The organism is Bradyrhizobium sp. BR 10289 (genome assembly GCF_019455385.1).
In the GTDB taxonomy this organism is placed as follows: domain Bacteria; phylum Pseudomonadota; class Alphaproteobacteria; order Rhizobiales; family Xanthobacteraceae; genus Bradyrhizobium.
On record NZ_JACOFR010000004.1, the window covers coordinates 36,418 to 63,050 of the forward strand.

The window sequence follows — 26,633 nt, forward strand, 5'->3', positions numbered from 1 at the left end:
CGGATGTATCAGAGGTTAATGCCTGCCTCTTACGACTTGCCCCAAAGTGCCCTCGGGCGGGCGATCGGATGACCAATGCAGACCGGATTTACTTTCTCCAAGCTCGCCGATCATCTGGCGAGCCTTGGTGATGTCACTGTCGATGACCTCGATATCCTGGCAGAGATGCCGAGCACGATTGCGCACTTCAGTTCGCATCAGGCTATCCTGCGGCACGGCGACGAGGGCCATCAATGCTGCCTGCTGCTCCAGGGTTACCTGTCCTGGCAGGATGCCGAGGGAACAGACGGGCAGATCACCTCGATCTCGGTGCCTGGCGACATCGCCGATCTCCAGACGTTGTACCGGCCCCGCATCCACGGCAATCTCGTTGCGCTCGGCCCCGCTGTGGTCGCGCTGGTGCCGCATCGCTTCTTTCGCGAATTGTCGGTGCGCTCGCCCGCGATATCGCGTACCCTGCTGCTGATGCTGCTTGGCGACCACGCCATGCAGCGCAACTGGACGATAAACCTCGGCAGCCGAGACGCCCTGACGCGCGTGGCACACCTGCTCTGCGAGATCACGACGCGCCTGCAAAATGTCGGGCTTTCCAAGGATTTCAGATTATCTTTGCCGTTCACCCAATCCGACCTGGCTGCGACCTGCAGCATCTCCCCGGTCCACGCCAACCGCACCATACAGGAGCTCCGCCGCTGCAACCTGGTGCAATGGCATGGCAAGACGTTGACGATCTCCGACTGGCCGGGATTGGTCCGGCTGGCGCGCTTCGATCCCGCCTATCTTGGCTTCCGCTCGCGCGACCAAGGTGCCAGATCAATGCAATTGCAACCGGCTAAAGGCGCCGTTGCGCCGGCCTGACGACGTTCATGCGAACCATTGCAGGGCTCTGGCGCGCAGGTCCAGGGCCTCGCGCAGCTCCGGGATGACAGCGCTCCAATCGCCGGCCGTCTTTTGACGAAACAGCCGCAGGCTCGGATACCACAACGAGCGGCCCCCGGATGAGGGCCACCGCCAGTCGCAATCCGCGTGCAACAGCACCCAGGCCTCGCATCCGAGTGCCCCTGCGAGATGCGCGACCATGGTATCGACGCAAATGACGAGGTCGAGCCGACGGAGCAGATGGCCGAGCGTCGCAATGTCGGGCGTGCTGATGTCCCGCGCGCCGATCTGTGTGAGCTCTTCGAGAGCGGCGTCTTCCTGGAGCGAGTAGAGCTCGACGCCGGGAGCGGCAAGATGGCTCAATAAGTCAGTCGAAATCTCGCGCCGCTTGTCCCATTGACCGACCTTCCAGACCAGGCCGACGGCCAGGCTTTCGCAGTCGACCGAGGCAGAAGCGCTTCGCGGCGGCAGCGTCAAATAAGGCGTACGCATCTCGATCTGCTCTCGCCCGACTCTCAGCGCCTGCGGCACCTCCATGATCTCGATATCCACCTCAAAATCCGCTCCGGGCGTCCCCTCGTGGAGCGCAAGCGCGCGATCGACGCCTGCCGTGCACTCCACCATCGGCAACAGTCCGGCCTGGCACCAGACGGTGACGCTGCGCGCGACGTCACGGAGAGGCCGCATGAAACGCAGGCACTGGAGCGTGTCGCCGAGCCCGTGATAGCACCGGACGAGCACATGCTTGTCCGCCAGAGGCTCCCCACGCCAGATCCGCTGGAGATGCCGCGGACCGGTGTGCTTGGGCGGATGCGACGCCGCCGCGAAATCGCGGGCGTTGATGGCCCAGGCGCGCGCGAAATCGCCGGCACGCATCGCCTCCACCCAGTCGTTCGCCACCGCCGGCGACCCGGCTAGCGGCGGACGAACTTGTGGAAGCGGCTGACCTTCCCGTCCTTCGTCCGATCCTGATGCAGAAAGGCAAGACCGGCCTCGTCGAACTTGTCGAAGAACTCGTCCCAACCGATGCGCTCAAGCCCCTCGTCCGGCGGATCGAAATCGATCCTCAGGATGCCGGCATGCCCGTCCTCTTCGGTTGCCGCGACCGTCGCCGGCTGCCCGTCGCGCGTCTCTACCCATTTGCGGATCGCGGCGTGATCGGTGGTCTGCTCGGCTTCGCTGTTCTGGGCTTTGGACGTCATGTGGCACCTCGCTCGTTGGCAGGCCCGGCAATGTGACGACATCGCATCGGACTATCTGCCGTGAAACGCGGGTCGGCAAGATTTGTTCTTTGCGCGCAAGACGCGGCCGACGCGAGGCGACCAGGATCATCTTCTTCATCTTCATCCTGGATGATCTTCGTTCCGTTCGTGCAGCGGCAGATTCTATCCCAGGTTAAGCCTACTGCATTTTCTGCCGGGAATCGGATCAACGCCGCCGGCACGGCGCCTCCAGTACAGGAACGAACATACCTTCCGGCACGTTCGCCGAGCTACTTACGTGACGCCCTGCGTCTTCCCCGGAGGTTTTCGTCCATGCATTCCCGTCTTCAGGACAGGCGCCGCGTGCGCGTCGGCATCGTCGGCGTCGGCAATTGCGCAAGCTCCTTCGTCCAGGGTCTCACCTATTACCGGAACGCCAAATCGAACGAGCCCGTGCCCGGCCTGATGAACGTCGATCTCGGCGGGTATCACATCAGCGACATCCAGATCGCATCGGCTTTCGACGTCAATGCAAGCAAGGTCGGGCGCGATGTCGCCGACGCCATCTTTGCCACGCCAAACAACACGCATCGCTTCGCAGACGTGGATCAGACCGGCGTCATCGTGCAGCGCGGCCCGGTCATGGACGGCATCGGGCACTATCTCGAGGATGACGTCCCCGTCGCCGACGTCCCCGAGGCGGACGTTTCGCAAGTGCTGGCGACGTCACGAACGGACGTGCTGGTCTCCTACCTGCCCGTCGGCTCGCAGCGCGCAAGCGAATGGTATGCGGCGCGTGCGATCGAAGCCGGCTGCGGCTATGTCAATTGCATTCCCGTCTTCATCGCCTCCAACCCGGACTGGCGGCGGCGGTTCGAGGACGCGGGCCTTCCGATCGTCGGCGACGACATCAAGAGCCAGGTCGGCGCCACCATCCTGCACCGCGTGCTCGCCAATCTGTTTCGCGACCGCGGCGTGCGGCTGGACCGCACCTATCAGCTCAATGTCGGCGGCAACACCGACTTCAAGAATATGCTCGAACGCGAGCGATTGACCTCCAAGAAAATCTCCAAGACGCAGGCCGTCACCAGCCAGTTCGACGTCCCGATGGACCCCGACAACATTCACGTCGGCCCAAGCGACCATGTCCCATGGCTGACCGACCGCAAGCTCGCCTTCATCCGGCTCGAAGGCACGACGTTCGGCGGCGTGCCGTTGAGCGCCGAGGTCAAGCTCGAGGTCTGGGACTCCCCGAACTCGGCGGGCGTAGTGATCGATGCCGTTCGCTGCGCAAAACTTGCGATGGATCGCGGTCAGGGCGGCGCCCTGACCGGTCCCTCCAGCTATTTCATGAAATCGCCGCCGCAGCAGTTCACCGACGAGGAGGCCGGACGGCGGACGCGTGCCTTCATCGACGACAAGGTATGCAGCTGATGGCGCGGATCATTCATCTCGTGCGTCACGGCCATCATGCCCTGCTCGGCCGCACGCTGTGCGGCCGGATGGGCGGCGTCACGCTCGACGACATCGGCTGCGGGGAGATCATCCGTTGTGCAGCCGCCGTCGGCCCCCGGCCATCGCTGATCCAGTCGAGCCCGCAGAGGCGCTGCATGCAATCCGCCAGCATTCTGGCTGCGCGCTTCGGATTGCCTGTCGAGATCGTTCCTGCTCTGGACGAACTCGACTATGGTGAATGGACCGGCAGGTCTTTCGAGGAGCTCAGCGAGGATCCGCAATGGTCGCGTTGGAACAGTCATCGCGGCAGCACGCGCCCACCCGGAGGCGAGAGCATGCGGTCGCTTCAGACGCGGGTCGTCCGACATCTGGAGCAGCTGCGATCTGACCATCTTGCAGAGTCGGTCATCGCAATCAGCCACGCCGAACCCATTCGTGCGGCGCTGCTGCATTACGCGCGCATGAAGCTTGACGACTTTCTTTCGATTACGATCGATCCCTCAAGCGTCAGCACCCTCAGTGCGGATCAACGCGGCTTCAGGATCACCGGGATCAACCAGCGGGTGCCGGCGTGAAGATCGTCATTTTCGGACTGACCATCTCCTCATCCTGGGGCAATGGCCACGCGACGCTCTGGCGCGGCCTGTGCAAGCATCTGACGCGTCTCGGCCACACCGTAGTCTTCTACGAGCGCGACGTGCCCTATTATGCCGGCGCCCGGGACTTCCATGAATTGCCCGGTGGGCAGCTGAGGCTTTTTGCCAATTGGGAGGAGGCCCGCCCCCTCGCCCGCAATGACATCGCGGATGCGGATGTTGCGATCGTGACGTCCTACTGTCCCGACGCCATTGCGGCAACCGACCTGATCATGTCCGAACGGCGCGCCGTTCCCATCTTCTACGATCTGGATACTCCGATCACGCTGGCGCGGCTCATGGCGGGAGACTCCGTTCCCTATATCGGCCCGCGAGGCCTGCGCGACTTCGCGCTCGTCCTCAGCTTCACCGGCGGACCTCGCGTCGTTCAGGAATTTCGCGATCGGCTCGGCGCCCGCGATATCCGCCCTCTTTATGGGCACGTCGACAGCGACATTCATCGCCCGGTGCCGCCCGAGCCGCATTATCGCGCGGAGCTGTCCTATCTCGGCACCTATTCCGAAGATCGCCAGCGCGGGCTCGAAGCGCTGTTCGTCGAACCTGCGCGAGCGCGGCAAGACCTGCGTTTCCTGATCGGCGGAGCGCAATATCCCGACGACTTTCCGTGGTCGCCCAACATCTATTTTGTACGGCATCTGCCGCCGTCGGAACATGCGCCTTTCTTTGCGTCCTCTCGCCTGACCCTCAACGTGACGCGCAAGGCCATGGCGGAGATGGGCTGGTGCCCTTCCGGCCGCCTGTTCGAGGCGGCGGCCTGCGGCGTTCCGCTCCTGAGCGACGACTGGCCGGGCATCGAGGAGTTCTTCACGCCCGGCAGCGAGATCCTGATCGCCCACGATGCGCAGGACACTTTGGGCGCGTTGGCGATGTCGAGCCCCGACCTGCAGTCCATCGCGAGGCGCGCCTATGAGCGGACGATGGATCAGCACACATCCGACAAACGCGCGCGCGAGCTGGTGGCGCTGCTCGAGCAGGCGGTATCCAGCGGCGCGCGTCACCAGCAATCCGAGGAGGCCTGACATGTGGGGCATCGTTCCGGCTGCGGGCCGCGGCAGTCGTATCCAGCCACTGGCTTTTTCCAAGGAGCTGTTGCCCGTCGGCAGCCGGCGCGACGACGGCACCGAGCGTCCCTGCGCGGTCTCCGAGTATCTGCTGGAACGCTTGATCCTCGGCGGCGCGGACAAGATCTGCTTCGTGATCTCGCCGGGCAAATCGGACATTCTCGAATATTTCGGCGATCATTACGGCAGCGCCCAGCTCGCCTATGTCGTCCAGCCCGACGCCTCAGGCCTGTGCGACGCCGTCTTCAGGGCCGGCACCGTCGTGGGCCACGATGAAGACGTCATCGTCGGCCTCCCCGACACCGTCTGGTTTCCAAAGGCCGCTTTGCAGGCGTTGCCCGATGCGGACCTCTCATTCCTGCTCTTTCCCGTCGAGCGTCCGGAATTCTTCGACGCCGTCGTGCTCGAAGGCGACAACGTGCGGGAGATCCAGGTCAAGCAGCCGAATCCGACATCGCGGTGGATCTGGGGTGCATTCCGAATGTCGGCCACCGGCTTTCGCGAATTGCACGCGCTCTGGAACGAACGGGACCGACGCGACGAGTATTTTGGGACGCTCGTCAACGCCTATCTCCAGGCCGGCGGCCTCGGCATCGGGATCAAGGCAGGCGAATCCTATGTCGATGTCGGGACCGTCGATGGCTATCGCACCGCGATGGCTCTGCTGGCCGAGAGCACCGGCACCGACAGCCGGTCGCGGCTGTGGTCCGGCGCCTCGGCCGACGAGGCTCGGCCGACCCATGCAATGAACAATGGAGCGACTGCATGACTGGAGCGCTGCTCACGCGTGAGGAGATCCGCAGGCGCGTCGATGCGCTCGGCCCGTGGTTTCACAACCTCGACCTCAACGGCGTGCCGACCGCACCGACCCACTTTCTCGGCGACTATCCCAATGTGAAATGGCGGCGCTTCTCGGGAATCATCCCGGACCGCCTCGAAGGCAAGACCGTGCTCGATATCGGCTGCAACGCCGGCTTCTATGCCATGGAGATGAAGCGGCGGGGCGCCGAGCGCGTGCTTGGGCTCGATACCGACGAGGAATACCTGGCGCAGGCGCGCTTTGCCAGCGAGGTGAACGGTCTTAGGATCGAATTCCACAAGATGTCGGCCTATGATGTCGGACAGCTCCGCGAGAAGTTCGATCTCGTGATCTTCATGGGCGTGCTCTATCACCTGCGCCATCCTCTGCTGGCGTTGGATCTCATCCACGAGCACGTCGCCAGGGATCTCCTGCTGTTCCAGTCGATGCAGCGCGGCGCCAGCCATGTCGACGCGGTCGAGAAGAACTACGACTTCTGGACCACCGACCAGTTCGATTCTGCCGGCTATCCCAGGCTGCACTTCATCGAGCACAAATATGCCGACGATCCCACCAATTGGTGGGTGCCGAACCGGGCCTGCGTCGAGGCCATGCTGCGCAGCGCCGGCTTTGCCATCGCCGCGCATCCGGAAGAGGAAGTCTATCTCTGCAAGCGAACGGAGCGACCGCAGGTTGACGGTCCCGTCTATCCATCCCGGAGCACAAGCTGATGATCGAGGCGGCCAAGATCTGGAACGAACCGAACAACAAATCGCATTGGGATCTGCTGATCGATCCGGACTGGGCCATGTTCGCAAACCTTGCGACTGCAGCGGGCAAGGCGATCCGCAGTACGCAGCCCCAACTTCCCGTCGTTCTCGGCGGCATCTCGCCGATCGATCCGTCCTTCATGCGCAATATGCAGAGCCGCGGCGTGCTCGACCATTTCGATGCGGTCGCCGTGCACGGCTTTCCGCTCGACTGGAACCTGTGGCAGATCGGCGAGTGGCCGGCCAAGCTCGAGGAGATCAAGGCGGTCACCACCCTGCCCGTGTGGGTGACGGAGGTCGGCGTCTCCTCGTTCGGCGCCGAAGAGGTACAAGCCTGGGGCCTGTCGCGCACCGCCGAACTGCTGATTGGCCGGGCTCCGCGTATCCATTGGTACAGCCTGTACGACCTGCCCTCGGCCTGGGAAGCAACGACACGGCACAAGGAGGCCGAAGGCTCATCCTATTACAGGCATTTCCATATGGGCCTGCTGCGCGAGGACGGCACGCCGAAGGCAGCCGCCGATCTGTTCGGCGCCTATGCGCCCGCCATGGGCCTGTGCCAGTGGTTCCATTTCGAGGATCACCGCTTGCACGACTCGGTGCATTGGATGCGCCGTCTCGGCGTGACTTGCTTGCGGACCGGTCTGTCATGGGCCGACAGCTTCCGTCCCAATGCGCTCGACTGGTTTGACCGGCAAATGGAGGCGTTGGCAGAATTCCAGGTTACAGTGACGTTCTGCTTCACGCCCGAACATCGGGGCGTCGAGCCGCATCACACCAGCCCGCCGCTCGACGTCAATGAATTCGCCGACTTTTGCGCAGCGATGACCGATCGCTACTGCAGCAGAACCGGTCTGGCCTCCCTTCCGGCCTCGGCCGATCCTCCCATTAGAGAGCCAACATGCGTGCCCTGATCCTGGTGATGGATTCGGTCGGCATCGGCGGCGCGCCGGACGCCGCCCGCTACGGTGACGAAGGCGCCGACACTGTCGGTCACATCGCGGAAGCCTGCACGGCCGGACACGCCGACAGCAACGTCCGAGAGGGGCCGCTCCGGATTCCCAATCTCGTGGCGCTCGGCCTCGGCGAAGCCTGCCGCCTCGCCACGGGGCGCCTGCCGCCCGGCCTGGAAGGTCAGCCGCAGCACGGGCAATTCGGATGCGCCAGCGAAATTTCGAAGGGCAAGGACACGCCTTCGGGCCATTGGGAGATCGCCGGGGTCCCCGTCCCGTTCGACTGGGGCTATTTCCCGCGCACGCGGCCGTGCTTTCCCGCAGAATTGACAAGAGACTTCTGCGAGCAAGCCGGCGTACCCGGCATCCTCGGAGATTGCCACGCCTCGGGGACCGAGATCATCGCCGAGCTCGGCGAGCGTCACATGCAGACCGGAATGCCGATCTGCTACACGTCCGCCGACAGCGTGTTCCAGATCGCGGCACATGAGGAGACCTTCGGGCTCGAACGTCTCTATGGCATCTGCGCGACTGCGAGGCGGCTGATCGATCCCCTCAATATCGGCCGCGTCATCGCCAGGCCATTTGCCGGCACAAACGCGCGCGATTTCAAGCGGACTGCTCACCGCCGCGATTTTTCGGTCCCGCCGCCCGGGAGCACAATACTTGACCTCGCCGCAAGCGGCGGTCGCGACATCGTGACGGTCGGCAAGATCGACGACATCTTCGCCCATCGCGCGACCGGGCGAAACATGCGCGGCGACGGCAATATGGCGTTGTTCGATGCCACACTGAAAGGGCTGGCGAGCCTGGCGGACGGAGGATTGCTGTTCGCCAACTTCATCGATTTCGACACGCTCTATGGTCATCGCCGTGATGTCGCCGGTTATGCCGCGGCACTCGAAGCCTTCGACGATCGCCTCCCGGAGTTATTGTCCCGCCTGCGCAGCAATGATCTTCTGATCCTCACCGCGGATCACGGCTGCGATCCGACCTGGAGCGGCACCGACCACACCCGCGAGCAGGTACCGATCCTGACCTGGTCGACGCAATCATCTTCCTCCATCGGCCGTCGCGCCGGCTTCGCCGATATTGGCGCAACCGCGATCCGGCATCTTGGCCTGCCAGAACCCATCCACGGCGCGTCCTTCTAGTCGCCGACGGTGCGCCGATTCACATGGGTTATTGATCCAGGTTAGAGAAATATTCGTTTGTACAATTTGGAGGAACGAACATTCCTTGCATCGCTTCTGACTCCAAACGTGACCGGCGCGCGGGTCGTCCGACCACCCAGAAAGCGCGCTTCACCAGACATCATCGACCGATCCGGACTGGATCGGTCTTGCGGCTGTACGGAGCGGTGAATGACGCGGGTATTGATTACAGGGGGCGCGGGCTTCATCGGCTCTCATGCGGCGGATGTGCTGCTCGCCGCGGGCTACGAGGTTCGTCTGCTCGACAACCTTTCGCCGCAGGTCCACGGCGGCAACCGGCAACGCCCCTCCTATCTCGCCGACGATGCCGAACTCATCGTCGGTGACGTCACTGACGGCCTCGCCGTCGAGCATGCGCTGCGCGGCGCCGACATGGTCCTGCACCTTGCGTCCGCGGTCGGCGTCGGCCAGAGCATGTACGACATCGAGCCCTACGTGCGGACGAACGAACTCGGCACCGCCGTCCTCCTCCAGGCGCTGTCCAGGCGCCCGGTCGCGCGCCTGGTGGTCGCCTCCTCCATGAGCATCTACGGTGAAGGTCTCTATCGCCGGGCCGACCAGAGCGTCGTCGCCTGCGACGAACGGTCGATCGAGCAGCTTCGCCGAGGCGAATGGGAACTTCACGACACGGCTGGCCATCCCCTCGCGCCCGTGGCCACGCCGGAGAGCAAACTGCCCTCACTCAGCTCTGTGTATGCACTGAACAAGTTTGCGCAGGAGCGCATGTGCCTGATCACAGGCAAGGCCTACGGCATTCCCACCGTGGCGCTGCGCTTCTTCAACGTGTTCGGCCCGCGCCAGGCGCTGTCAAATCCTTACACCGGCGTGCTCGCGATCTTTGCCGCACGGCTGCTCAACGGGCGGCCGCCGCTCGTGTTCGAGGACGGCGAGCAGCGGCGCGACTTCGTTCACGTGCACGACGTCGCCCGCGCCTGTCGCATCGCGCTGGAGGCGGGGCATGCGCAAGACGTCTTCAACGTCGGCTCGGGCCAAAGCCGGTCCATCCTGTCGGTCGCCGAGGACCTCGCCGAGGTCATGGGACGCAGTGATATCGCGCCCGAAGTCACGCGGAAATATCGCGCCGGCGATATCAGGCACTGCTTCGCCGATATCGGCAAATCACGCGATCTGCTCGGTTTCGAGCCGCACGTCGCCTTCAGGGACGGTCTTGAGGAACTCGCGGACTATCTCGCAGACCAGATCGCGGACGATCAGGCCGAGCGGGCGACCCAGGAATTGCTGCAGCGAGGATTGGTTGCGTGATGAACGAGCGAGACAACAGGCCCGTCCTGATCACCGGTGGCTGCGGCTTCATCGGCTGCAATCTGGCCGACCGGCTGGCAAACCGCGGCGAGCGCGTCCTGGTGATGGACAATCTGTCCCGTGCCGGCGTGCGCGAGAACGCACAATGGCTGAAATCCAGACATGGCGATCTGATCACCATCACGGTGGCCGACATTCGCGAGCCCATTCCCGTGATCGATGCCGTGCGCGAGGCTCGCGCCGTACTGCATCTGGCTGCCCAGGTCGCCGTCACCGACAGCGTCAGCGACCCGGCGGCCGATTTCGAGATCAACGCACGCGGGACCCTCAACGTGCTCGAAGCGGTCCGGCTGCACAACAGCACCGCACCGGTCGTGTTCGCCTCCACCAACAAGGTTTATGGCCGCCTGATCGAGGACAGCGAGATCGTGCTCACCGGCCGCCGTTATACGCCCACCAGCCCCCTGCTGGCGGATGGCATCTCCGAGAACGCTCCGCTCGATTTCTACAGTCCGTATGGCTGCTCCAAGGGAACCGCCGACCAGTACGTCCACGACTATGCACGGGTCTACGGCCTTCAGACCGTGGTGATGCGCATGAGCTGCATCTACGGGCCGCGCCAGTTCGGCACCGAGGACCAGGGCTGGATCGCGCATTTCCTGCTGAGCGCGCTCCGCGGCACGCCGCTGACGATCTACGGCGACGGCCATCAGGTTCGCGACGCCCTGCACGTGTCGGATGCGACGGCTGCGTGGCTCGCAGTGCTTGATCGGATCGCACTCGCGCGCGGACGCGTGTTCAATCTCGGTGGCGGCCCCGCAAATGCGGTCAGCCTTCGCGAGCTCATCGACCACATTGCACGATTGACCGGCCGCGAAGTCAATTGCCGCTTTGCCGATTGGCGACCTGGCGATCAGCCCTGGTACGTCACCGACACGCGCGCGCTGTCAACCGCGCTCGGATGGTCACCGCAGGTTCCCTTCGCCGAGGGCCTCCGCTCTCTTCACACCTGGCTGGACACTCGCTTCGGAGCAGCTCACGGCAGCCGCGAGGCTCTCGCATGACGCGCGTCGCCCTGATCAACCCGAATTGGGATTTCGGCGGCAGCATCTATTTCGGCTGCCGGTCCCCCCACCTTCCGCTCGAGCTCGGGATCTCCGAGCATTACCTCAAGGCGGCCGGGCATCGGTCGCTGCTGCTCGACGCACACATGTTCGATCTGTCGTTTCGGGACATCGCAGCCGAGCTGCGCGCGTTCGGACCCGATCTGATCGTCATCACGACAGCGCCGACCTATCTGTTCTGGCGCTGTGCACCGCCTGAACTGCGCGTTCCGCAGGAGCTTGCACTGGCGGTGCGGGATCTTGCACCGACCCTGATCGCTATCGGCCCGCACGGCTCGACGACGCCGCGGGCGGCTCTCAAGAAGCTTGCCGTCGACATCATCGTGATGGGCGAGTGCGAGGCATCCCTGCTGCGCCTTGCAAACGGGGAGCGCGATTTTTCCGGCCTGTGCTTTGCGGACGGCGACTCGGTCCGGATCAATGGCGGTCCGCAGGCTGTCGACTTCAGGGATCAGCCGGCCCTCGACTGGCCGGATGAGATGATCCGGCGTCATCATCATCATCATCACCGTTTCGAGGCCGAGCCGGCAGGACCCGGCGCAGAGGTCGAGGCGTCGCGGGGATGCCCCTATAACTGTACGTTCTGCGCCAAGGAGAATTTTCGTAATAGCTATCGCAAGCGTCCACCGGCGGTCATTCTTGACGAGATCGATCGGCTGCGTGGACAAGGCGTCGAATATGTCTACTTCATCGACGAAATCTTCCTGCCGAACCCCGAGCTGTTGACCGGGCTGAGCACGCGGGGCCTCAAGTTCGGCGTGCAGACGCGCATCGATCTGTGGAAGCCGGACATGCTCGCTTTGCTTGGCCGCGCCGGCTGCGTCTCGATCGAGGCCGGGATCGAAAGTCTCACCGTGGAGGGTCGCGCCGCGCTCGCCAAGAACTGCCGGATGACCACCGACCAGCTTGCCGACCGGCTGGTCGAAGCCCGCCGCCACGTCCCCTTCGTGCAGGCCAATCTGATCGAGGTGCCCGAGGACGATGATCCCGTCGTTCAGCGCTGGCGGCGCAAGATGCAGGATGCCGGCATCTGGGCGAACGATCCGGTTCCGCTCTACCCCTATCCCGGCTCGCCTGACTACCGAAAACTGTGGGGCGAGGCGGACGATTTCGCCTGGGAGCGCGCGCACCGGCATTACCTCGGGATGTTCGATCAGTTCAGCGACGTGCAGAACGATCGTCCTGTCCCGCTTGATGCCCTCGAACATCCGGTGGCGTTATGAGCAGAGATGCGAATATCAGGGTATTGATGACGACCGACACCGTCGGCGGCGTGTGGACCTATTCCTGCGCCCTCGCTTCGAGCCTAGCCGCGTCGGGCGCCGACGTTACTCTTGTGACGATAGGGCCGCCCGCGCGCGCCGACCAGCGCGAGATGCTGAGCGACTCGCAAGTCGACCTCATCGAGACCGACCTCGCTCTCGAATGGCAAGACCCGGAGGGCCGCGACCTGCCCAAGGCAAGACGCGTCCTCCCGAGCCTCGAAGCGCGCCTCAAGCCCGATATCGTCCATCTCAATAGCTTCCGCGAAGCGACCCTGCCGTGGCGCGCGCCGACCGTTGTCGTGGCACACTCCTGCGTCAACTCGTGGGCGCTGGCCTGCCGGGATACAGCCTGGCTCGGCGAGCCCCGTTGGGCCCGATATACCGAACGGGTTGCCGCAGCGCTCGACGGCACGCAGGTCTGGGTGTGCCCGAGCCAGTCCTTCCACGACGACATCATGGAGATCTATCATCCCCGCTCGCCCGGAGCGGTGATCTGGAACGGCACTTCCGCTGGGACTCTGCCAAGTCGTAAGCGGGAGGTCATCTTCGCAGCCGGCCGGCTCTGGGATCGTGCCAAGAACATCGAAGTTCTGTCCGCGGCTGCACGGGGCCTGGATTGGCCGGTTCAGGTCGCAGGCCCTGCCAATGCGGATGCATCGACAGACGTCACCTGGCTTGGACAATTGCCGCACAGCGCGTTGCGCGGACATCTCGCGCACGCAGCGATCTTCGTCAGCCCGGCGCTGTACGAGCCGTTCGGCCTCACGGTTTTGGAGGCCGCCGCCGCCGGGTGCGCGCTCGTGCTGTCAGACATTCCGACGTTCAGAGAGTTGTGGACCGGCGCCGCGCTGTTCTTCGATCCGCGCGACGGTCAAGCGTTGCACCAAACCCTCACCGCGCTCTGCGCCGATGAGACCGGACGAGCCAGTCTGCAACACGCCGCCTATGAGCACTCCCTGACCTATTCGCTGGCGCGCACAACCAGCGCTTATCTGAAGCTCTACGAGGGGCTCCTCGCGCCCAATCGCGCAAAATCACCACTGGGCCAGATCGAGGTGCGCGCATGAAATGCGTCCTGTTCTATCACGCGTTCACCTCCTGCTGGAACAACGGCAATGCGCATTTCCTGCGCGGCTATGCCCGCGAGTTGCACGCACTCGGACACGAGGTCGTGGTGTTCGAGCCGATCGACGGCTGGAGCCGCCTGAATGCCATCCGGGAGGCCGGCAGTCAGGCGTTGCAAGACGTCGGCCAGCTATTCCCTGGCATCTCCATTCGTCGCTATGACGCCTCGCTCGATTTCGACGAAGCGCTGGATGGCGCCGATATCGTCGTCGTGCATGAGTGGAATTCGCCTGACGTGATCGAGAAGATCGGACAAAGGCGCGCGCACGGTGCCCCCTTCACACTGCTGTTCCACGACACCCATCACCGCGCGGTTACCGCCCCGGACGAGCTCGCACAGTTCGACCTCGACGCATTCGACGGCGTGCTGGCCTTCGGCGAGGTGCTTCGCCAAATCTACGCGAAGCTCGGTTGGGGCAATCGGGCCTACACATGGCACGAGGGTGCCGATGTCGCGATGTACCGCCCTCTGCCGAATGTCGAACGTACCGACGATCTGGTCTGGATCGGCAATTGGGGTGACGGCGAACGCAGCGCCGAGCTGAGCGAATTTCTCGTCGACCCCGTCGCCGAGCTGAAGCTGCGCACAAGCATATATGGCGTGCGCTATTCCGGTGCGGCGCTCGAGACCATTCGAGCCGCGGGCATCCGCTACGGCGGCTGGCTGCCGGCACATTGGGCACCGGTCGCCTTCGCCGGCGCCCGCGCGACCATCCATGTTCCGCGTGGGCCCTATGTGCGGTTGCTTCCGGGAATTCCCACCATCCGCGTGTTCGAGGCGCTCGCCTGCGGCATTCCCCTGGTATCGGCCCCCTGGTCCGATGCGGAAAGGCTGTTTCCGGATGGCGCTTATCTCCAGGCTGCGAATGGCACTGAGATGAAGCGCGTGCTCCGAGACGTTCTCGACGATCAAGCGCTGTCTTCCGCAATGATCGAGACCGGCCTCCGGACAATCCGCGAGCGTCATACCTGTCGTCATCGCGCACAACAGCTTGTCGGCATCGCGGAGGACATCCGTGCGACATGCTCATCGTCGCCACTGCCGCGATACATCGGAGCTTCCGCATGAAGATCTGCTTCTTCGGATCCAGTCTCGTCTCGTCCTACTGGAACGGTGCCGCCACCTACTATCGCGGCATGCTCAAGCAGATTGCGGCGCTCGGGCACGACATTACATTCTTCGAGCCCGACGCCTTCGAGCGGCAGGCCCATCGCGACATTGCCGATCCCGACTGGGCCAGGGTGGTCGTCTACCCCGCGACGACCGAGGGCTGGCGCGGCGCGCTCGATGTCGCCGCGCGATCGGCCGATATGCTGATCAAGGCCAGCGGCGTCGGCGTCTTCGATTCCGAGCTGGAGCTCGCAGTGGCGGCTCTGCCCTCCCGGACCGTGCGGATCTACTGGGATGTCGATGCTCCCGCCACGCTGGAAGCGATGGCAGGAGACCCCGAGCACCATCTCCGGCGCGCGATTTCCTCCTACGACATGGTCCTGACCTACGGCGGCGGCGATGGCGTCGTATCGGCATACCGCGCGATTGGTGCCCGCGATTGCGTGCCGATCTACAACGCGCTCGATCCCGAGACGCATTTTCCGTCCCCGCCCAAACCGGGCTTCGCCTGCGATCTCAGCCTGCTGGCAAATCGTCTGCCCGATCGTGAACAGCGCGTCGAACGCTTCTTTCTCGACGTCGCGCGCGAACTGCCGGACAAGACCTTCGTCCTCGGCGGCTCCGGCTGGGAGACCAAGGACACTGCGAGCAATATCCGCAAGATCGGGCATGTCGGAACCGGCGAGCACAATGCATTCTTCGGCTCAGGCCTTGCCACGCTCAACGTCAATCGCGACAGCATGGCGCGCTACGGCTTCTCGCCGCCGACGCGGGTGTTCGAAGCGATCGGCGCCGGCGCCTGTCTGATCACCGACCAGTGGGACGGTATCGACCACTTCCTCGAGCCGGGTCGCGAAGTGCTGGTGGCGGCAAATGGAGCGGAGGCTGCCAGCCACCTCGACGCCCTCAGCATTGATCGCGCCGCAGCGATTGCGAGCCGTGCCCGCGCTCGCATCCTGAGCCACCATACCTATCGGCATCGCGCCAACCAGTTCAACCAAATCTTCGTCGGAAGCAGCTCGCGCATCGAGGCAGCAGAATGAACCTCAGCATCGTCATCGTCGGTCTCTCGGTCACATCGTCATGGGGCAACGGTCACGCCACGACCTATCGCGCCCTGATCGAGGGCCTGGCGCGACGAGGCCACCAAATTACGTTCCTGGAGCGCGACGTCGCCTGGTATCGCGAGCATCGCGATCTCACCAAGCCGTCAGAGTGGAGGGTCGAGCTCTATCAGTCGCTGAAGGATGTCCCTCGCCGCTTCGGAAAGCTGATCCGGGACGCCGACCTCGTCATCATCGGCTCCTATGTGCCTGACGGTATCGCCATCTCCGAATGGATCACGAGCCAAGCGCGAGGGGTCACCGCCTTCTACGACATCGACACGCCGGTGACCCTGGCCCGGATCGACCAGGGCCTCGATTATTTGTCCGCCGCGATGATCCCGCGTTTCGACCTCTATCTGTCCTTCGCCGGCGGTCCGGTGCCGGAAATGATCGAGCAGCGCTACGGCAGCCCGCTGGCGCGAGTTCTCTATTGCAGCGCCGACGCCGGCACATACGCGCCGCAACAGGCGCAGACAAAATGGGCGCTCGGCTATCTCGGAACCTACAGCGAGGACCGGCAACCCGTCCTCGAACAATTGCTGCTATCCCCGGCACGGACATTGTCGTCCGAGCAGTTCGCTGTCGCCGGCGCGCAATATCCCGACTATATCGGCTGGCCTGACAATGTCATGCGGATCGAGCATCTCGCGCCCCATCAGCATCCGACGTTCTACGCGGAGCAGAGGTTCGCGTTGAATGCGACTCGCGCCGACATGCGCGCGCTGGGCTTCTCACCGAGCGTCCGACTGTTCGAAGCAGCCGCCTGTGGCACGCCCGTGATTTCCGACCGATGGCCGGGCATCGAGACGATCTTCGAGCCGACGCAGGAAATCCTGCTGGCCTCAACGGCGCGCGACGTTATCGAGATCCTGCGCGACATGCCCGAGGAACGCCGACGTTCGATCGCGGAGCGCGCGCGTCGGCGGGTTCTGACGGATCACACCGCCGATCACCGGGCTCGCCAGCTGGAGACCTACTACGCCGAAGCCACCGCGCGACGCCGCCGGAAATCCGCGCGGCTTCCCGCCGGCCGCCCGGTTCAGGTCGCCGAACTCTGAAGGTGCATGCCATGACACTGCAGACTCGCATCCCCACGCTTCACCGCCCGCCGACCGTGCTGATCGCCGGCGGCGCCGGCTTCATCGGTTCTCACCTCTGCGATTCGCTCCTGCAGCGCGGCAACGCGGTGATCTGTCTCGACAACCTGTTCACGGGCCGCATCGACAATATCAGGCCGCTGCTGAATCATCCGAATTTCCGCTTTATCGAGCACGATGTGCGCGAGGAGATCGAGATCGGCGGCGAGATCGACCGGATCTACAACCTGGCATGCCCCGCCTCGCCCTCGCACTACCAGACGGATCCGGTCGGCACGATGAAGACGTGCGTGGTCGGCACCATCAACCTGCTCGAACTCGCGTGCCGGAAGGGCGCCCGCGTCCTGCAGGCTTCCACGAGCGAAGTCTACGGCGATCCGGAGGTGCATCCGCAGCCGGAATCCTATCTCGGCAACGTCAACCCGATTGGGCCCCGTGCCTGCTACGACGAGGGCAAGCGCGCCGCCGAGACGCTGATGTTCGATTACCATCGCATGTACGGCACAGAGATCAAGGTTGCGCGAATCTTCAACACCTACGGCCCGCGCATGCTGGAGAACGACGGCCGCGTCGTGTCGAATTTCATCGTGCAGGCGCTCCGCGGCAAGCCGGTCACGATATACGGCAGGGGAACACAGACGAGGAGCTTCTGCTTCGTCGATGATCTCGTGCGGGGCCTCCAGCTGCTGATGGAGAGTCCAGCCTCGGTGACCGGTCCCTGCAACCTCGGTAATCCGCACGAGGTCACCATCGAGACCATAGCCCGCGAGGTCCTGTCGTACACGGAATCGGCCTCGCCTCTCCGCTTCGAGGCGCTGCCGAAGGACGATCCGAAACGCCGCAAGCCGGTGATCGACACCGCCGCGTGCCTGTTGGGATGGCGCCCTCGCGTCGCACTGCAGGACGGTCTTCAGGCCACGATCGCCTATTTCGCGTTGCGGATCGCAGGTGAGTCTCCGACGCTGGTGCCAGCTATTGCATCACGCCGGACGGGGCATTCGACCCGAAGCCGGTTGAAAGCAACCGATCCGGGCGGATGACGTAGCAACCGGACGCGGGAGCTGCTCAATTCGTCCCGCTGGATTGATCTTTCACTGTTGCACCGCGAATTCATCCGCGCCGCAACATTCAAAAATGAGACTGCTCGTCAAGCCGGACGAGGCGTCGATGCATACATCGCAATCGACTTCGGTCAGCTTCCCTGGAAGCCGCAGGTTGCGCGATAGCCACGGGCGTCACGCCGGTTCGGCGCGGCAATGGGCGCGACCCTCACAGCCACAAGGCGCAACGAGCGTTGAGCGCGCGCCGCGTTTTGTCCCCGTCCCTCAGTTTGCGACCGCGTCCTCGGCGGCCGAGTCCTGCGCACGATCCGGCATCGGTCCGTCACCTGCCAATGCACGAATCCAACGGCGATACTCCACGCCGAGAAGATCGCTTCTCAGATGTATCTCGTCCTTGGGATGAAGCGGCAGGGTTTTCGGGCGTTGCGACTCGACGATCACGCGGTCCTGCTCGTACACCTTGTCCAGGCGTGTCACGATCTGCTCGACGGGGACTTCAAAGCCATAGTTGATGGCCGCGGTCAGATGCAGCACGCAATTTTCCAGATCGACCGGCGTGACGGCCATGAACGTGCAGAAGCGCTCGACTTCGCCGGTCTCCTTGTTGAAATAGGCCGTCGTGGGACGGAAGCAGTAATAGCGATAGACCGCATTGATGGGAATGCCGCGATGGTCGCCGTAGGGCTGAAACAAGTTGATCTCGCTCGTGCGCAGGCCTTCATCCGTCAACACGACATCGTAATCGACGAGTTCGTCGGGATCATCCGGGTTGCCATTGAGATTGGCGTGCACGAACGGGAAGTGCGCCGGGTCGAGAAAGTTCTCTACGGCACGAAGGGCGTTTGCGTTGTAATAATAGGGCCCGGCCTGGACCTTGCGATAGGTCGCATCCTCCCAAACGGGAAATGGAGGAAGGGCGGCGACCGGATTGCCCATGCAGACCCAAATGTATCCATACCGCTCGGCCGCGTGATGGCGGAATGCCGCGGCCCGGCTCGTCGGCCGGGTCGTCGGATGGGCCGGGTAACGGCGGCAGGCTCCATCAGAGTCGTATTCCCAGCCATGGTAGGGGCAGACGACGCCACCGTCCTTGACCCAGCCGAGCGACAAGCGCGCGCCGCGATGACGGCAATAGTCCTTCCAGGCGTGGACCTCGCCGTCATGGCGCCACAGGATGATATCTTCGCCAAGCAGGCGCGCCGGCACGATGGCGTCCTCCGCGACCTCCTCGCTCCGGCGGACCACGTGCCATTCGTTGACGATGGCGCGATAATCGGCCCTCTCGGTATCCCAGGTTGACGCGATCACCATGACCTCTCCTCCCTTGGCATGAGAGCGGGATAATACAATCTTTGGATGCAATGGCGTCAATCGAGAATATTGGATTGCACGAGTTCGCCTGAGATTATTCAATCATATTGAGCGGTGTGCGAGCTGCCCCGCTTGACGGCACTTTCGGCAATAGCAGTTCCTGTCGCGGGCGTGGCTCCGCCTGCTTTCGGGAATGTCAGTGTGTCGGTGCGCTCGGCACGCACCATCGTCACCTCGCGGCGGGTCACTGAGCTGAGCTTCCAGCCTTGATAATCCTGATCGAGCTTCAGACGCAGCGTAGCCTTGCTCGTCTCGTCAACGAAAATTCCGACACTCTGATCGCTGCCGACGACCGTCCCGACCAGGACGAGCCGCAACTCGACCGGCGGCGGGCTCGGCGGCGTTGGCGGCGCTTTCAATGCGGGCACCGAGCGCTCAGGGGGCGGTGGCCGCCGCCGCGAGGCCGAGAAGATCGGCCGCTCGTTCGTATCCGACAATGAGGCAAGCGGAACGGCCCAGAGCGGATTGCCGCGCATCGGCTCGCGCCTGACGGGAGACCGCGACGGCGCCGTGGGATCCGCTGGCGCCAACGTCGCGGGAGACTCCCCAAACGGACCGCTGGACGCGGCTTCGGAAAAGCCTGGAACGTCGACATCCGAGAAATCCGCCGGAAGCGCCGAGGCGGAAACATCGAGCAGGAGCGCAGGTACCAGCGTACACCGCGCCAATATCCACCGCCTCGCCTGGTGATGCCCTCTCATGTCCCTCGTCACCGGTCAGTTACAGCAATGCTCAGAGGGCTCTCGGTCGGGAAAAGCCGGCGCTCCGTGTTCGCGGCAAGCAGAACTCGGCAAGCACGGGGCCAAGAAGAAGCAAGCTTATCGGCCGCGCATGTGACACCTGTGCGAAGTGGCGACCGCCTCTCTAATGTTTCCACGATCTATTCCAGCACTCCGCGGCCTCTTGATTGCCGTCGAAAATCAGTATGATATTGTTGCTAGATCGTCATACTCGCCCTCTATTGGGTGACTTTATTGAGACTGGTTGTTGGCTTGGGGACGTCGTGGTGCGTGGGGCGTTGTTGAGGGTGTTGTCCGCCGCCGCATCGTCCGCCCTATGTGCGCTTCCGGCAGCAGCTCACGAGATCAGCGCGGCCGCGTCCGGCGAGCTTCCGCCGGTCGCCGTTGCCGCGCCGGACCATCAGCATCCCAGCCAACACCCCCATAAACGAACGCCGAAGAACGGGAGTTCGCGCAACCGGACTACTGCTCGCATGGACAGCCCAACCGAAGCTGGCGGTGCGAGCAGTGCGACGCCCGGTGGCACGGCCGCCTTGCAGCCCACCGCCGCCAGTGCGATCCGGATCAGCGGCACGGAGGTCAACGCGGTCCCGTTCTCGCGGCCCGGCGAAGCGCTGGAGGTGGTCCCGGGCCTGATCGTCACACAGCACTCCGGCGAGGGTAAGGCGAACCAGTATTTCCTGCGCGGCTTCAATCTCGATCACGGCACCGATCTTGCGATCAGCGTCGATGGGATGCCCCTCAACATGCCGACCCATGGGCACGGACAAGGCTATGCCGATATCAACTTCCTGATCCCCGAGCTGATCCGGTCTGTCGACGTTCGCAAGGGACCGTATTTCGCCGACCAGGGTGATTTCGCATCCGCCGGCGCCGTGGCGATCGACTATGTCAACAAGCTGCCCCACAACATCGCCGAGATGAGCTTCGGCAGTTTCGGCTATCGCCGCGCATTGGCGGCGGGATCGACCGCCGTGGGCGCCGGGACGCTGCTGGCCGCGATCGAAGCCAACAAATATGACGGACCGTGGGACGTACCGGACAATGTCCGCAAGCTGAATGGCGTGCTGCGCTACAGCCAGGGCACCGCGACCGACGGCCTGACGCTGACGGCGATGGCGTACTCCAACGGCTGGAATTCGACCGACCAGGTCGCCCAGCGCGCGATCGACCAGGGCTTGATCAATCGCCGCGGCACGCTCGATCCGACCGACGGCGGCACCTCCAGCCGGTTCAGCCTGTCGAGCAACTGGGCACAGTCGAGCGACTACGGACAGACCAGTGTTAGCGCCTATGTCGTGCGCTCCGACCTGCGCCTGTTCAATAATTTCACCTACTTTCTCGACAACCCAGTCAATGGCGACCAGTTCAGCCAGCTCGACGCCCGCACGCTCGGCGGCTTCGACGCGCGACATACGTTCGATTGGCGCTTTGCCGCTCTCGAAATGCAAACCCGTATCGGCCTGCAGAGCCGCTATGACGATATCCATGTCGGCCTGTTCAAGACCGAGCAGCGCGCATGGCTCTCGACGGTGCGCGACGACCGCGTGCAGGAGGGCAATGTCGGCCTCTGGACCGACACGACCGTGCGCTGGACCGACTGGCTGCGCACCACTGTCGGCGTCCGCGAGGACTTTTTCGCCGGGCACGTCTTCAGCGACACGCCGGAGAATTCGGGCAATGCACAGGCATCGATGGCGAGCCCGAAGGCCGGTCTCGTGCTTGGTCCCTGGTACAAGACCGAGTTCTATGGCAATGCCGGCTACGGCCTGCACAGCAACGACATCCGCGGCGCGACGATCACCGTCGATCCCAACGACAACGTGACCCCCCTCGACCGCGTGCCGCTACTGGTGCGGTCGCGCGGCGCCGAGCTCGGCATTCGCACCAAGGTAATTGAGGGTCTCACCAGCTCGCTCGCGGTCTTCGTGCTCGACTTCGACTCGGAGCTGCTGTTCGTCGGGGACGCCGGCACCACGGAGCCGAGCCGGCCCAGCCGCCGCGTCGGCGTCGAGTGGACGAACCAGTACAAGCCATTGCCGTGGATGACGATCGATCTTGACGTCGCCCAGACCCACGCGCGCTTCACCGACTACGAGCCCGTCGGGGCCCACATTCCCGGCGCGCCCGCGTGGGTGGCCAGCAGCGCGATCACGCTGGGCGGCGACACCGGCTGGTTCGGCAGCCTGAAGGCGCGTTATTTCGGTCCGCGTCCTCTGATCGAAGACGACAGCGTCCGCTCAAAGTCCTCGCTGATCTTCAATGCGCGCGCCGGATACACGTTCGACAACGGCGTCAGGGTTCAGCTCGACTTGCTCAACCTCTTCAACACCCAGACCAACCAGATCGAGTATTATTATCTGTCGCGGCTGCCAGGAGAGCCCATCGACGGCACCGCAGATCGTCACGTTCATCCGGCCGAGCCGCTCGCGGTGCGGCTGACGGTCGCGACACGATTCTGATCGCTGCGACAGCGGGCGCGAACCGGTCGTCACAAATCCTGAAAAAATCTGACATAGAGCCAATGTTCTGATCGGTCGCGACATACCGGCTCGATCGCGCGGCCGGTCGTGTCGGAGCAGGAGTGATGGAAATGCAATCCAAGCCGGACGGTATCGCGATCGCCTCGGCGGACCGGTTCGCGGGCGTAGTTCCGGACGAGGCTGCAGCGGTGCGCGCGCGCCAGGCGGCGAGCCGCGCCGGGGCGCTCGTGCCGATCGTGACGGCGTCCGGCTTTGCGGGCCTCGGCTACGAGATCGTGTGGACGCGCCAGCTAAGCCTCACGCTCGGCACCGAGATGATGGCCGTGCTCGGAGTCCTTGCCGGGTTTTTCGGCGGTCTGGCACTGGGCGCGTTCGCCCTCGATCGGCTGATCCGCCGCTCGACATCGCCATGGCGCGTCTATGCAACGCTGGAAGCCGTCATCGCGGTTTGGGGCCTGATCAGCGTCCGGCTGCTGCCCGCAGCCGGTCGGGCGCTGCCTCCCCTGCTCGGCACCGAACCATCTGCTGCCCTGCTCTGGGCCGGCAGCCTGGCGCTGCCGACCCTCGTGCTGCTGCCGGCGACGATGGCCATGGGCGGGACCCTCGCCGCCCTTGAACGGATGACGCGACAAGCGCGTGGTGCGGGCCGCGTCACGGCCGGTGTCTACGGGGCGAATACGGCCGGAGCTCTGGCCGGCACGCTCGCCTCGACATTCCTTTTAATCCCGGCGCTCGGATTTTCGGGAACGCTGCTCTGCCTCGTTGGCGTCAACGCGTTCTGCGCCTTGGCCGCGCTTGCGCTCGGACCGGCGGCGACCAAAGCCGGCGTCGAGGAACGGCGGCCGGAACGAATTCGCGACCTGCGGCTCACCATCACCCTGTTCGCGACGGGGCTGCTGGGAATCATCTTCGAGGTGCTCGTGGTCCGGCTCGCCGCGCAGGTGATGGAGGATACCGTCTACACATTCGCCGGACTGCTGGCCGCCTATCTACTCGGCACCGCAGCGGGGAGCCTGCTGTGGCAGCGGAGCGGGCGAGACGCGAATGATGGAAATCTCCGCGGCCTCCTCGCCGCGACGGCGTTCGCCTGCATCGCAACCGCGGTGCTGGCGCCCTATGCGCGCCGCCTGGTCGAGATTGTAGCCTTTGCGGATGTCTACGGCGAACTGGCGGTGGCGATCGCACTGTTCCTGCTGCCTGCGACCGCGATGGGCGCATTGTTCGGTCTGCTGGCGCAACGGGTCAGCGACCACCGCGGCTCGGTCGGAACGGCGGTCGGCATCAACAGCCTTGGCGCCTGCATTGCACCGTTGGTGGCGGCGCAACTCCTGATTCCCGGCCTTGGAGCGTGGACGGCCCTGCTTGCCGTTGCGCTCGGCTATCTGCTGCTGCTGCCGCCTGGGCGATCGGCGCTGCTGTGGTCCGCCGCACCCGCAGTCGCCGCGCTTCTCCTGTGGCTCAATCCAGCGCCATCGTTGACGCGCGTGCCAGCAGGTGGCGCGCTGCTCGCGGTTCGTGAAGGACCGATGGCGACGGCCAGCGTCGTCGACGACGCCGCAGGCACGCGCTATCTTGAGATCAACGGCCATTTCCGCATGGGCGGCACGAGCTCGACACGCTCCGACTACCGGCAAGCGATGTTGCCGCTGTTGCTTCACGAGGCCCCGCGCGACGCTCTGTTCCTGGGCATCGGCACCGGCGCCACCATGGTCGGCGGGGCGCAAATGCCTGGTATCAGCGTTCGCGGCGTCGAGCTCTCCCGCGAAGTGATGGAGCTGCTGCCCTGGTTCGTCAATCCGGCTCCGGCATCGAGGCCGCTTGTGACCGTGGCGGATGCCCGCCGCTACGTCGCAGCGGATACGGGCCAGCACGATGTGATCATCGCCGACCTGTTTCATCCCGCACTCGACGGCAGCGGGGCGCTCTATACGGTCGAGCATTTCGAGGCCATCAAACGCCGCCTAGCGCCCGGCGGAATTTTCTGCCAATGGCTCCCATTGTACCAGCTCGATCTTCCGTCCTTGCGTACGATCGTCCGTGGCTTTCTCGACATCTATCCCGACGGCTCGGCCTGGCTCAATCACTACAGTGTCCGCACACCAATGCTTGCGCTCCTTGGAACGCGGAATGGGCGCCCCCTCGATACCGAGGCGCTGGCCGCGCGGCTTCGTGATTCCGCGACCGCATCAGTCGCTCGCCCGTTCGGGTTCGAGACACCGCTCGATCTGCTCGGCCAGTATGTGGCAGGCCCGCAGGCTCTCGCCGCCTTTGCAGGCGATGGCCCGCGCAACACGGATGATTTTCCGTTCGTGACCTTCGATGCGCGGCGAAACGTTCGCGCGCTCACGGCAGCGCCATGGTCCTTGCTGCTTGCCGTCACGAAAGATATCCGCTCCGATCCGAACGAGCTGCTCACGCGCGCAACCGAACGCGAGCAGCTGGGCGCGCGCCTCAACGCCTATTGGGCGGCGCGCAACCGCTTTCTCGAAGCCGGCGCGGCCCTGCCGGGCGATCCGCGCGGAGCCGCGCTGATCGAGGCGGCCTCCCCTGGCCTCATCGACGCGTTGCGCCTGAGCCAGGAGTTCGATCCCGCTTATGGGCCGCTGATGGGGATGGCGCGGTCCCTGCTCGGCTCGGACCGTGCGGCCGCCGCTCGCCTGCTGCGCAAGATCAACGAAGCCGCGCCGTCGCGCCGCGAGGCAAGGGACTTGCTGCTTCGTGAATTCGGCCTGCGGAACGAGTGATCGACCGCCTCAGGGCGCAAAGTTGACGCGATAGCCCCAGCAGTCGAGATGATCGGGAATGGCGTTAAAGGCGATGGTCATTCTCTGCTCGCCCTGATTTCTCGGCACCTCGTGGTAGAGGTAGCTGGGAAACAGCACGAGATCGCCGGGCTCGGCCTCCGGCAGCACGTACTTGCCGGCATTGAAGGGCCCGATCGCGGCGCTCCGCGTATGATGCCGGAAGGAGAAGTCAAAGCCGCCCGGTGGCCGCACGAAGACCGTCTTGCAGGCCGGATGCGAGGGCGTCAGATAGATGATGCCCGAGACGAAACTGTTGGCGTGCGAATGCAGTGTCTGGTTGCCGCCGGTCTCGAGCATGTTGGTCCACATCTCCTTCACGGTCCAGCGCAGCTCCTCGCCGAACAGAAGGACGCCGAAATCGACCAGCTTGGGAACGGTCAGCTCCGCGATCTGGCGAAACAGCTCGTTGTCCCTGGGGTCGGCCACCTCGGTATGGAAGAGCTGGCCCGAACGCAGATTACCTTCGATCCGGGTGTTCCGGATCGCCGCCACGGCGGCTTCGTTCAACGACGGCGGCAGCAGCCCGGGCGAGCGCAGCAGGGGAATTGGAAAAAGCGGCTCGATCTGATCCATGTCGCAACGGCTACCTGTTCTTGAAACGCGGGCAGACAATGCCCGGGCAAGGATGACGCTGCGATGACAACATACAGGATCTCCAGAATTCCCGGGTCCTGCTACTCGTCGGGTCCAAGCACTTTCAGCGTCTCGCCGGGCCGCAGCTCGTGGCGCCGTTCGCGCACCTCGTCAGAAGCACGCGCGGCCATGTCCACGCACTCGTCCAACTCGCCGTTGCCGGCTTCGGCCATCGCCTGATGAAGGTGCCGTTCGGCGAAGTAGCGCGAGAGGTGGTCGACCGGTAATGCCGCCGCCAATGCACGCGCCTGCGCGACCGCAGCGTCGCATTGCTCCCTCGTCGGCTCGTCCGAGGCAGGCACGGCCACATCGGGAGCGGCCGCGACGCTGCCGAGGCCGGCGAGAAGGCTGAGTGCGCAGAAGGTGATACGAAACAGGTTCATGTCAGTCGTGTCGGGCGAGAGCCGCCCACTTCAGAACGAGTGCGGCAGGACGCACCGATCGGAGCGCCCCGCCGGATG

Annotated in this window: 24 protein-coding genes; 18 read left to right on the top strand and 6 right to left on the bottom strand. The window is 64.3% G+C overall.

The features are described from left to right. Nucleotides 1-75: 75 nt before the first annotated feature. Nucleotides 76-858, top strand: a complete 783-nt coding sequence (locus HYH08_RS09090; protein ID WP_220009437.1) for a Crp/Fnr family transcriptional regulator — start codon at nucleotides 76-78, stop codon at nucleotides 856-858. A gap of 6 nt (nucleotides 859-864) precedes the next feature. Here the strand turns inward: HYH08_RS09090 and HYH08_RS09095 are convergent, their stop codons facing one another. Next, a complete protein-coding gene (locus tag HYH08_RS09095; RefSeq protein WP_349631408.1) occupies nucleotides 865-1,779 on the bottom strand; it encodes a glycosyltransferase family 9 protein in 915 nt (304 codons plus the stop codon). A gap of 14 nt (nucleotides 1,780-1,793) precedes the next feature. After that, nucleotides 1,794-2,081, bottom strand: a complete 288-nt coding sequence (locus HYH08_RS09100; RefSeq protein ID WP_220009438.1) for a hypothetical protein — start codon at nucleotides 2,079-2,081, stop codon at nucleotides 1,794-1,796. A 333-nt stretch (nucleotides 2,082-2,414) separates the two neighbouring features. Between HYH08_RS09100 and HYH08_RS09105 the strand changes: the two genes are divergently transcribed. The 15 genes from HYH08_RS09105 to HYH08_RS09175 all read left to right on the top strand — a co-directional run bounded on the left by HYH08_RS09105 (nucleotide 2,415) and on the right by HYH08_RS09175 (nucleotide 18,120). After that, on the top strand, nucleotides 2,415-3,515 hold the full coding sequence (locus tag HYH08_RS09105; RefSeq protein WP_220009439.1) for an inositol-3-phosphate synthase: 1,101 nt from the start codon (nucleotides 2,415-2,417) through the stop codon (nucleotides 3,513-3,515). Beyond that, nucleotides 3,515-4,111 carry a histidine phosphatase family protein gene (locus HYH08_RS09110; RefSeq protein WP_220009440.1) on the top strand — a complete coding sequence of 199 codons (597 nt, stop codon included), beginning with the start codon at nucleotides 3,515-3,517 and terminating at the stop codon, nucleotides 4,109-4,111. The genes HYH08_RS09105 and HYH08_RS09110 overlap by 1 nt, the downstream gene beginning before the upstream one ends. Further along, nucleotides 4,108-5,211 (top strand): CgeB family protein, encoded by a 1,104-nt coding sequence (locus HYH08_RS09115; RefSeq protein ID WP_220009441.1) that lies wholly within the window; start codon nucleotides 4,108-4,110, stop codon nucleotides 5,209-5,211. Before HYH08_RS09110 ends, HYH08_RS09115 begins: the two co-directional genes overlap by 4 nt. 1 nt (nucleotide 5,212) lies before the next feature. Then, complete coding sequence (locus HYH08_RS09120) at nucleotides 5,213-6,022, top strand: nucleotidyltransferase family protein (RefSeq protein ID WP_220009442.1); 810 nt, start codon at nucleotides 5,213-5,215, stop codon at nucleotides 6,020-6,022. Beyond that, the gene (locus HYH08_RS09125) at nucleotides 6,019-6,783 is read left to right on the top strand and encodes a TIGR04290 family methyltransferase (RefSeq protein WP_220009443.1); all 765 of its coding nucleotides are present in this window, start codon (nucleotides 6,019-6,021) and stop codon (nucleotides 6,781-6,783) included. Before HYH08_RS09120 ends, HYH08_RS09125 begins: the two co-directional genes overlap by 4 nt. Beyond that, a complete protein-coding gene (locus HYH08_RS09130; protein WP_220009444.1) occupies nucleotides 6,783-7,736 on the top strand; it encodes a glycoside hydrolase 5 family protein in 954 nt (317 codons plus the stop codon). Before HYH08_RS09125 ends, HYH08_RS09130 begins: the two co-directional genes overlap by 1 nt. Beyond that, nucleotides 7,724-8,929: a phosphopentomutase gene (locus HYH08_RS09135; protein ID WP_220009445.1), complete on the top strand. Its 1,206-nt coding sequence runs from the start codon at nucleotides 7,724-7,726 to the stop codon at nucleotides 8,927-8,929. Before HYH08_RS09130 ends, HYH08_RS09135 begins: the two co-directional genes overlap by 13 nt. A gap of 210 nt (nucleotides 8,930-9,139) precedes the next feature. Further along, complete coding sequence (locus HYH08_RS09140) at nucleotides 9,140-10,252, top strand: NAD-dependent epimerase/dehydratase family protein (RefSeq protein ID WP_220009446.1); 1,113 nt, start codon at nucleotides 9,140-9,142, stop codon at nucleotides 10,250-10,252. Next, complete coding sequence (locus HYH08_RS09145; RefSeq protein WP_220009447.1) at nucleotides 10,252-11,316, top strand: NAD-dependent epimerase/dehydratase family protein; 1,065 nt, start codon at nucleotides 10,252-10,254, stop codon at nucleotides 11,314-11,316. Before HYH08_RS09140 ends, HYH08_RS09145 begins: the two co-directional genes overlap by 1 nt. After that, on the top strand, nucleotides 11,313-12,599 hold the full coding sequence (locus tag HYH08_RS09150) for a TIGR04295 family B12-binding domain-containing radical SAM protein (RefSeq protein WP_220009448.1): 1,287 nt from the start codon (nucleotides 11,313-11,315) through the stop codon (nucleotides 12,597-12,599). The genes HYH08_RS09145 and HYH08_RS09150 overlap by 4 nt, the downstream gene beginning before the upstream one ends. Next, entirely contained in the window at nucleotides 12,596-13,708 is a 1,113-nt protein-coding gene (locus HYH08_RS09155; RefSeq protein WP_220009449.1) for a glycosyltransferase family 4 protein, read from the top strand. The genes HYH08_RS09150 and HYH08_RS09155 overlap by 4 nt, the downstream gene beginning before the upstream one ends. Further along, complete coding sequence (locus tag HYH08_RS09160) at nucleotides 13,705-14,835, top strand: CgeB family protein (RefSeq protein ID WP_220009450.1); 1,131 nt, start codon at nucleotides 13,705-13,707, stop codon at nucleotides 14,833-14,835. Before HYH08_RS09155 ends, HYH08_RS09160 begins: the two co-directional genes overlap by 4 nt. Beyond that, nucleotides 14,832-15,920: a CgeB family protein gene (locus HYH08_RS09165; protein ID WP_220009451.1), complete on the top strand. Its 1,089-nt coding sequence runs from the start codon at nucleotides 14,832-14,834 to the stop codon at nucleotides 15,918-15,920. Before HYH08_RS09160 ends, HYH08_RS09165 begins: the two co-directional genes overlap by 4 nt. Then, nucleotides 15,917-17,041: a CgeB family protein gene (locus HYH08_RS09170; RefSeq protein ID WP_220009452.1), complete on the top strand. Its 1,125-nt coding sequence runs from the start codon at nucleotides 15,917-15,919 to the stop codon at nucleotides 17,039-17,041. The genes HYH08_RS09165 and HYH08_RS09170 overlap by 4 nt, the downstream gene beginning before the upstream one ends. A gap of 11 nt (nucleotides 17,042-17,052) precedes the next feature. Further along, entirely contained in the window at nucleotides 17,053-18,120 is a 1,068-nt protein-coding gene (locus HYH08_RS09175) for a UDP-glucuronic acid decarboxylase family protein (protein ID WP_220009453.1), read from the top strand. A gap of 285 nt (nucleotides 18,121-18,405) precedes the next feature. Here the strand turns inward: HYH08_RS09175 and HYH08_RS09180 are convergent, their stop codons facing one another. Next, nucleotides 18,406-19,512, bottom strand: a complete 1,107-nt coding sequence (locus HYH08_RS09180; protein WP_228747689.1) for a Rieske 2Fe-2S domain-containing protein — start codon at nucleotides 19,510-19,512, stop codon at nucleotides 18,406-18,408. A 38-nt stretch (nucleotides 19,513-19,550) separates the two neighbouring features. Further along, a complete protein-coding gene (locus tag HYH08_RS09185; RefSeq protein ID WP_220009454.1) occupies nucleotides 19,551-19,988 on the bottom strand; it encodes a hypothetical protein in 438 nt (145 codons plus the stop codon). A gap of 737 nt (nucleotides 19,989-20,725) precedes the next feature. Here HYH08_RS09185 and HYH08_RS09190 point away from each other — a divergent pair. Both HYH08_RS09190 and HYH08_RS09195 read left to right on the top strand, forming a co-directional pair. Continuing rightward, on the top strand, nucleotides 20,726-22,714 hold the full coding sequence (locus HYH08_RS09190; protein ID WP_228747691.1) for a TonB-dependent receptor: 1,989 nt from the start codon (nucleotides 20,726-20,728) through the stop codon (nucleotides 22,712-22,714). Between the two features lie 131 nt (nucleotides 22,715-22,845). After that, nucleotides 22,846-25,479, top strand: coding sequence for a spermidine synthase (locus HYH08_RS09195; protein WP_228747693.1), 2,634 nt, complete (start codon nucleotides 22,846-22,848; stop codon nucleotides 25,477-25,479). A gap of 9 nt (nucleotides 25,480-25,488) precedes the next feature. On the opposite strand, the gene HYH08_RS09200 is transcribed toward HYH08_RS09195, so the two are convergent. After that, nucleotides 25,489-26,112: a putative 2OG-Fe(II) oxygenase gene (locus HYH08_RS09200; protein ID WP_220009456.1), complete on the bottom strand. Its 624-nt coding sequence runs from the start codon at nucleotides 26,110-26,112 to the stop codon at nucleotides 25,489-25,491. 101 nt (nucleotides 26,113-26,213) lie between these two features. After that, nucleotides 26,214-26,555, bottom strand: coding sequence for a hypothetical protein (locus HYH08_RS09205; RefSeq protein ID WP_220009457.1), 342 nt, complete (start codon nucleotides 26,553-26,555; stop codon nucleotides 26,214-26,216). Nucleotides 26,556-26,633 lie beyond the last annotated feature (78 nt).